Source organism: Armatimonadota bacterium, from assembly GCA_020354555.1.
Taxonomy (GTDB): domain Bacteria; phylum Armatimonadota; class Hebobacteria.
In genome coordinates, this window is sequence record CP070648.1 from 2,316,917 (window position 1) to 2,325,138 (window position 8,222).

The 8,222-nt window shown below is 67.7% G+C and carries 5 protein-coding genes; 4 read left to right on the plus strand and 1 reads right to left on the minus strand.

Going from position 1 to position 8,222, the window contains the following annotated elements; translation table 11 throughout:
* The first annotated feature begins 74 nt into the window (after positions 1–74).
* The 4 genes from JSV65_09470 to JSV65_09485 all read left to right on the plus strand — a co-directional run bounded on the left by JSV65_09470 (position 75) and on the right by JSV65_09485 (position 7,880).
* Positions 75–4,025, plus strand: a complete 3,951-nt coding sequence (locus JSV65_09470; protein UCH36562.1) for a hypothetical protein — start codon at positions 75–77, stop codon at positions 4,023–4,025.
* Positions 4,026–4,385: 360 nt separating this feature from the next.
* Complete coding sequence (locus JSV65_09475) at positions 4,386–4,871, plus strand: transcriptional repressor (protein ID UCH36563.1); 486 nt, start codon at positions 4,386–4,388, stop codon at positions 4,869–4,871.
* Entirely contained in the window at positions 4,868–6,913 is a 2,046-nt protein-coding gene (feoB, locus tag JSV65_09480) for a ferrous iron transport protein B (GenBank protein ID UCH36564.1), read from the plus strand. The genes JSV65_09475 and feoB overlap by 4 nt, the downstream gene beginning before the upstream one ends.
* Before the next feature lie 253 nt (positions 6,914–7,166).
* Positions 7,167–7,880 (plus strand): metal-dependent transcriptional regulator, encoded by a 714-nt coding sequence (locus tag JSV65_09485; protein ID UCH36565.1) that lies wholly within the window; start codon positions 7,167–7,169, stop codon positions 7,878–7,880.
* Positions 7,881–7,943: 63 nt separating this feature from the next.
* Here the strand turns inward: JSV65_09485 and JSV65_09490 are convergent.
* Positions 7,944–8,222: sugar phosphate isomerase/epimerase (locus JSV65_09490; GenBank protein ID UCH36566.1), on the minus strand; the 279-nt coding region annotated here is incomplete at its 5' end.

Below are 8,222 nucleotides of genomic sequence, written 5' to 3' on the forward strand. Positions count from 1 at the left end.
CCTCCAGGCAGGAAGCGCCCACGGCCAGCCGAAACAGTCGGGCGGCGCAATCGAACACATTCCGGAGGCGACCTGTGATACCTCGACCGTGGCAATGCCTGCTCGCTGCCGTGACCCTCTCTGCTCTCGCGCATTGTGCCGCCAGCGCGCAAGAGCAGCCCAAGCCCCTCGTTCGTTGGGAGTTCAAGGCCGACGCCGACGGCTGGTACCCCGCGCACTCGATGGGGCCACCGGCCGTCCGCGACGGCGTCCTGCACGGCAAGGTCACTGGCGGCGACCCGTACATGATCTGCAGCGAAGGGCAGTGTTTCGACATCCAGGCCAACGACTACCAGGCCGTCGTCATCCGCGCCAAGGTGAAAGACGGCGGCGGCGCGGAGTTCTTCTGGGCATCGAGCACCCAGGGCAAAGACCTCGGCTTCGTCGCGGGCAAAGAGATCGGCTTTAGCATGATCGCCGACGGTGAGTTCCACACCTACCATGTGTTCCCGCTGTGGAAGGACCGCGTCACGCGCCTGCGCTTCGACCCGCCCGGCGGCGAAGGGCAGGAAGTGTGGATTGACTACATCGCCGTCGTCGAATTCCCGCAGCCCGACTCCGTGCCGCAACAGCCCGTGTGGGAGTTCGACCGCGGCCTCGACGGCTTCATCCCGCAGTCGGATATCGAAACCTTCGAGGCGCGCGACGGCCAACTCGTTGTCACTTCGCTTGCTGGGCAGCGGCCGACGTTGCTGTCACCTCAACTCGACGGCGATCCGGGGCTGCTCCGTTACCTGACCATCCGAGCGGCGCTCCAAGGCGTCGAGCAGATCATCGTCGCCTTCGCGGAGGAAAACGCGAAGTTCGGCGGGCGGCAGCAGCTTGCCGTGCCCGCCGTCGCCGACGGGGAGATGAAGACCTATCTCATCGATGTGCCGGACCTCGTCGGCGATGCGGCGCGGATCTCCCGCCTACGCTTGAGTTTCACCACGTCTGCACAACCCGCGACGGTCAGCGTGGACTCGGTGGCGCTCACCGCCGCCCCGTCCGGCCCGCCCGAACTCGCCTTGAGCATCACCCCGGAGACCCCGATCCTGTTCGTCGGCCGGCCGCGTGAGTTCACGGTGGCGCTCCAGAACGTCGGGGGCGAGTCGGTCGGGCCGGTCGAGATCGCAGTGAGTTCGCCGGCCATAGGCGGCGAAGCGCCGACTGTACGTGGGCCGGCTTCGCTTGCCCCGGGCGAGAAGTGGACGGGCTCCGTGCCGATCGTGGCTTCGCTGGCGGGCCGGGCGCCGCTGACCGTTCGCGTCACCGCGCCGGCAGCGCCCGCGGTCACGGTCGAGACAAACCTCGTGGTCAGCCGCGGGGTCGATTTGAGCCGCCTGCCTCGACCCACGGACGCGCGCGCCGTCGAGATCGAAGAGGGCATCTGGATCTCGAACCAGGTGGTGGGGCTGATGATCATTCGCAACGAGCAGGGCTGCGGCCCGGCGCTGCTCTGCGTCTGGGACGGTGCATGGAAGCCGATGGCGACTATTGCCAGCTTCTGCGAGTTGATCGGCATGGGCGGCGACCCCCCACAGGCTCGGATTCGCCTGACCCCGGTACTCCCTCTTGTGGCCGTTCAGGGCGGCACCGCGTTCGGCGTAGAGATGCGCGGCCGCGTGGTCTCCGGTGAAGCCCAAGGCGACCTGAAGATCTTCATCCGGCTCGACCGGGACGAGGCCCTGCCGGAGTTTGCGGTGACATCCATCTTCATGCCAAGCCAACCGGGAGAACTGCTGCGCGTCGCCGGCCCGAAGTTCCTGGCTGGCGACGGCACTTTCGATGGCGAACAAGCGGAAGGCTTATTCGCCGGGCTGGAGTGGTTGGTCGAAGGCGAGAAGTCGTCCAGCACGCTTGACATCGCCCCGCCGGGCAACGTGCGCTTCGCCCCGCACCCGAACCGCATCACCATGCCGCTCATGGCGATCGGTGCGCCAGAGGGCGGCGTGGTCGGCATGATGTGGGACGTGACCCAGAAATGGGACGGCGAGCACGACCGCCCGACCGCCGTGTTCGCCTCGCCGAACTTCCTCGACAATCAGGACAACCACCTGATGCAGCTATTCGCGCCCTCGATTCCCGAATGGACGGATGAGAATCATCTCGTTGCCGACCGGCCATATGAGCTTCAGCCCGGCAAGCCGCTGACCATCAAGCAGCGCATCTTCGCCATGCCGCGCGGATCGGTCCGCGACGCCGTGCGCCTGTGGTACGAACGCTACGGCACGCCGCCGCTGCCGGAGTTGCCGCGCAGCTATGAGGACACCATCGCCCTCAGCATTCGCAGCTACGAGGAAGTTCTCTACGTCGATGACAAGGGCTGGATGGGCGTCCAGGGCTGGGCGCCGGGGCGCTCGCCGGGCGTGGCGCTGCATTACATCCTCGCTGCCCAAGTCCTCGGAGGTGACGCCCCCTATCCGGACCTCAAGGAGAAGGCCCTCGACCGCATCGGCTCCCAGCGCGATTTGAACCTCGCCGCCCACATCGGCGGCATCAGCGAGCCCCTCCTCGACCTCCGCGGCCGCGCGTACTCCATCATGTCGTCGCAGGACGAGAAGGGCGGCTGGTACTTCAAGCCAGACGAAGAGCATCGCCCGCTTGGCGAGCCGGGAAGGACGACCCTCGGAACCGTTGCCGGCAACGTCAACCTCCTGCTGCGCGCCGCGCGCATCTTCCACGACGAACGCCTCCTCGCCGCGGGACTGAAGGGCCTCGAATTCATGGAGCAGTTCAAGGTTCCGCGGGGCGCCCAGGTCTGGGAGGTGCCGCTTCACACGCCCGACATCCTCGCTGCCGCACACGGTGTTGACGCATGCCTCGCGGGCTACCTCGCCACCGGCAACGAGACGCACCTCCGCCGCGCGGTGTACTGGGCCGAATCCGGCCTGCCGTTCCTGTACACTTGGCAGGCGCCGGAGGAGGGACTCGAAGCGATGCGCTACGGCTCCATTCCCGTTTTCGGCGCGACGTGGTACGTGGGCAGTTGGTTCGGGCGCCTCGTGCAATGGAACGGCCTCGCCTATGCGTCGTCGCTTCAGCGCCTCGCCGAATACGATAAGACCTACGACTGGCGCCATATCGCCGAGGGCGTCACCCGCAGCGGCATCATCCAGCAGCGCCTGGAGCCGGACTACCTCGGCCTCTACCCCGACAGCGTCGGCATGATTGACGGCAGCGTTTCCTGGGGCCTGATGCTCGGCCCGCAGGGCATCCTCAACAACGTCTTCCCGCTCATCGGGCGCGATCTCGAGCCGCACACCGAAACGCCCAAGCTGAATGGCACGCCGGTGACTCTCCTCGCCGCCGGGCAGCTCAGCGGTGTCCGGTGCGATGCCGACTCCGTGAGCTTCTTGCTGCGGTATCCCGCCGGCGAGTGGATGTACGCGACGCTCGTCGGCGTCGCCGGGCCGGGGCAGGTGGTCGCCGACGCAACGAACGTGGCGCGCGTTGAGCAGTTCGCCGCGCAGCCGGGATACCGGTATGATCCGGTGCTCGGCGTGGTTGAGATCAAGTTGCGGCGCGCCGACGCGCCGGTGGCAGTGACGATTCGCGGCGTTACCGCCTTCCGCGGCGAAGGCGCGCGCACGGCGTGGGACTTCGAAACCGGCGCGCAGGGCTGGCACGCCATGCATTCGATGACGCCGATCGAGGTGGAGAACGGGATCGCCGCCACCTCCATCACCGGCGACGACCCCTACATGGGCGTGGTCGGTCTCGATGCTTCCACGGAGGAATTCGGCGGCCTCCGCGTCCGCATGCGCGCGCAGCGGAGCGGCCCGGCATCCATCTACTTCGCCGCAGGCGGGCAGCCGTTCGCCGCGGATGCGCAGCAGGGCTTCGCGGTCACGGCCGGCGACTTCCAGGAGTACGCGGTTGACCTGCGCGCCCATCCGCGCTGGCGCGGTCTAGTCACCGCTATCCGTATTGATCCACCCGGATCGCCCGGTGATGCCATCGAACTCGATTCCGTCGCCTTCATCCGCCGCGCGGACCTCGAGTAGGCCAAGCGGAGCGCGCTGGAGACGCTCGGCGCCCTAACGCATCCCCCGGCCAGGGGGGAGGTCGGCGCGCTCCCGGCAGGCCCGAAGAGGACGGCGCCGCGTCGCCGCGGCGTGCCGCAGCGTTCCCCGTGCAGCTGGGTTGTACGCCTCTAGATGCTCGGGGCGCGGGAGACTGCGGAGGCCTGCTCCGGGTCGGCGACGTCGCCGACCCGCAAGCCGGCTCCACCTCTGCCCACCATCCGCGCGATCTGTGATGCCCCCGGTTCATCGCCCAGCGCGGTCACATCGGCCGCGGGGGCGTTTGACAATCGCCGCAAACGTGGTATACTGTAATTGCAAAATATTTGCAGTTAGGTGACCATGCCCGACTCGTCCATGATCCAAGAGCTGCGCGCTGCGGGACTCAAGGCCACCGCCCCGCGCCGGGCGGTTGTACGTGTCCTGGAACAGCGCCGCGAGCACCTCAGCGCCGAGGACATTCATCGCGCGCTCATCGCAGAGGGTGTCCACATAGACCTCAGCTCGGTATATCGCACGCTGACGCTGCTCGTTCGCCTCGGCCTGGTGCGCCCCGCCGGCCCGTCCGAGCGCCACGGCCACTATGAGGCCGAGCACGAGGAGCGCGTCCATTTCGTCTGCGCTCGCTGCGGCGCGGTGACCGAAGTCGATCTGCCGCGGCGCGCGGAGGTGGAACGTGCCGTGGGCGCACTCGCCCGCAGCGAACGCTTCCGTCTCCAGCAGTTCACCGTCGAGGCGACGGGCGAATGCGCGTCGTGTCGCGCGTCTGCCGAGCGAAGCAAGCGCTCGGCTTCGCGTGCGCCCCGCCTTGCAGGGGGTGGGCGATGAGCCTCGATCTCCTGCGACGCGTTTCCTCAGCGCTCCTCCCCGGCCGCTCGTGCCACGCGCCCACCGCGAAGGGCGTCGCCGACGGGACCGCAAAGGTCGTCCTCGCCGGCAGCCCCAACGTCGGCAAGAGCGTCGTATTCAACCGCCTCACCGGCGCTTACGCCACGGTATCCAACTACCCGGGCACGACAGTCGAAGTCAGCCGCGGCCGCGGCCGGATCGCGGGCGTGGACGTGGAAGTCGTGGATACCCCGGGGATGTACTCGCTCTCCCCGATCACCGCCGAGGAGATCGTCGCGCGTTCGCTTCTGATCCACCAGCGCCCCGACGTGGTCGTCCAGGTGAGCGACGCTAAGAACCTCCGCCGCATGCTCCCCCTCACTCTCGAACTGCTCGAGGCCGGCCTGCCGCTCGTCCTCGACCTCAACGTCATGGATGAGGCCGAGGAACTTGGCATCGCTATTGACACCGAGCGCCTGGAGCGGGAACTCGGCGTCCCGGTCGTGGCGACGGTCTCGACGACCGGACGCGGCACCGGCGCTTTGCGCGAGCGAATCGGCGAGCGCATCGCCCGCCAAAACTGCGAGACGGTTGGCCCGCCGGCGCAGGTCGAGTACGGCCCCGATCTCGACGCGGCGGTGGCGCAGATCGCGGCTCTGCTGACGCAGGACTACGGCCTGTCAAACCGGGCGGTGGCGGTGTTGCTGCTCCAGGAAGACGAGGACATGCTCGCGCTCGTCGAGGCACGGGAACCCGCGCTGCTCCCGCAGATCGAGGATATCATCGCTCGTACCCGGGCGCGCCATCGCGACCCGCTGCGTTACGCCATCACGCTGGCCCGGCAGCGGAGCGCAGACCGCATTATCGCTCGCACCGCGACTCGCCCGACCCGCGCGCCGTCGGGCTGGCGCAACACGCTCAGCCGCCTGATGATGACGCCGCTTACGGGCGTTCCGATCCTGCTCGTCGTGCTCTATCTCGGCCTCTACAAGTTCGTCGGCCAGTTCGGCGCCGGCGTGGCGGTCGATTTCCTGGAAGGCCGCGTTTTCGACGGCTACGTAATTCCCGTCGTCACGCGCTTCATCGAGCGCATCATCCCATGGCCGGTCTGGAGCAGCCTGTTCGTCGGCAATTACGGCATCATCACTCTCGGCATCAAATATGCCGTCGCCATCATCCTCCCCATCGTCGCGACGTTCTTTCTCGTCTTCGCCGTCATCGAAGACACCGGGTACCTGCCGCGCCTCGCGATGCTCCTCGATCGCGTCTTCAAGGCGATCGGCCTCAGCGGCCGCGCGGTGATCCCGATGGTGCTCGGTTTCGGCTGCGACACCATGGCGACGATGGTGACGCGCGTGCTCGAGACAACCCGCGAGCGCATCATCGCCACCCTCCTACTCGCCCTGGCCATACCGTGCTCCGCGCAGTTGGGGGTCATCCTCGCGCTGCTCGCGCATCGCCCGCTCGGCCTGGCGATATGGGCGGGCGTGGTTGGACTCGTCTTTCTTCTCGTCGGCTTCCTGTCGGCCCGGCTCGTCCCCGGACGGGCGCCGTCGTTCTACATGGAGATCCCGCCTCTGCGCCTGCCGAGCCTCCCCAACATCCTGTCCAAGACCTACGCCCGGATGGAGTGGTATCTCATGGAAGTGCTGCCGCTCTTCATCCTCGCGAGCGTGGTCATCTGGGTCGGCCAACTCACGGGCATATTCCAGTCGGCGGTGTCGGGGCTGGAGCCAGTTGTGCGCTTCATCGGCCTGCCGCCCCAGGCGGCCGTGGCTTTCCTGTTCGGCTTCTTCCGCCGGGACTATGGCGCAGCCGGACTCTATGATCTCGATTCCAGCGGAGCGCTCGACGGCGTGCAGCTCGTCGTGGCGATGGTGACCATGACCCTCTTCCTGCCCTGCATCGCCCAGTTCCTCATGATGTGGAAGGAGCGCGGCTGGAAGATAGCGCTGGCGATCGCCGTCCTCATATTCCCTCTCGCCTTCGGCGTCGGCTACATGCTCAATGCGGCGCTGACGGGCCTGGGAGTGAAGATATGAGGTGTCCGATGTGCGGCAGCGAGTTTAGACGCGAACAGGCGCGGTCGGCGTGTGTCGGCTGCCCCTTGGGCCGCGGCTGCACCATGATCTGCTGCCCCCGCTGTGGCTACAAGATGCCCGGCGAAACCCGTCTCGCCCGCCTCACCCGCTGGGCCGGCAGCCTGTTGCGGGGGCGCAGGAACTCCGAGGACGGCCGCGCTCAGCGCGAAACGTAACCACGACGCGGCGACGGCGCCGCGCCCAGGAGCTAATCGTGGAGCTAAGCGACAAAGCTGAGGAGATACTGGAGTCCCTGTTCGTCGCGACCCGCGACAGGCCCGGCGCGGCCGTGGCTGTTTCCGAATTACCCGAGCCGAGCGCGCCCGACGCTGTGGACGAATTGGTCGCCGCGCGCCTCGTGACTCGCGCCGACGGCGGGCTCGTTCTGACCGAGCCCGGGCGCGCGGAGGGCGCAGGCATCTTGCGCCGCCACTGCCTTGCCGAGCGGCTGCTGACCGACGTGCTCGACGTCGGCGAGGAGGTGGTTCATCAGGCCGCCTGTCGTTTCGAGCACATTATCCGCAGGGGGATTGACGATCACATCTGCACGCTCCTCGGCCACCCGCGGTTCTGTCCTCACGGCACACCGATTCCACCCGGCCCGTGCTGCGTTGAGAATCGCGATGCGACGCTGCCCGTCGTCGCGCCGCTGGCTGATCTCTCCCCCGGCGCATCCGGGCGCATCGCCTACATCCATACCAACGAACGCGCCACCCTCGAGAAGCTCATCGCCATGGGCGCGCTCCCAGGCGCCGACGTATCGGTGATTCAGACGGTTCCGTCCTACGTGTTCGAGGTGGGGCAGACGCAGGTTGCGGTGGACCACCAGATCGCCGACAGCATCTACGTGCGCGTTGATCGGCCCGCCGGCCCCGCGCCTGGAGGCTTCCGCCGCCGTCTGCGCGAGCGGAGAGGGCGGCGCCCGTAGGCGGAGTGCGGCGGTGGAGAGAGTCGCTCGCGGCAACGAACTCTTGCAGCCCGCGCGTCGCCGTCATCTCTTGCGCATGGACTCGATCTTCTCCGACGTCCTCCGCGCGCGGCGGATGACGTCCTCCGCCGTCGGCAGCGCCGTCTCGTAGAGATACGGCCCGGTGTAACCGGCCTCGTCGAGCATCCGCGCGACGCCATTCCAGTCAACCGTCCCGTCAAACGGCATCAGGTGCGCGTCGCCCTCACCGACATTGTCCTGGAGGTGAATGGTTATCATTCGCCCCGCCATGCAGCCCGCGATCTCCAGGCCGTCCGGGCACAGCCGCGCGTGGCCGGTGTC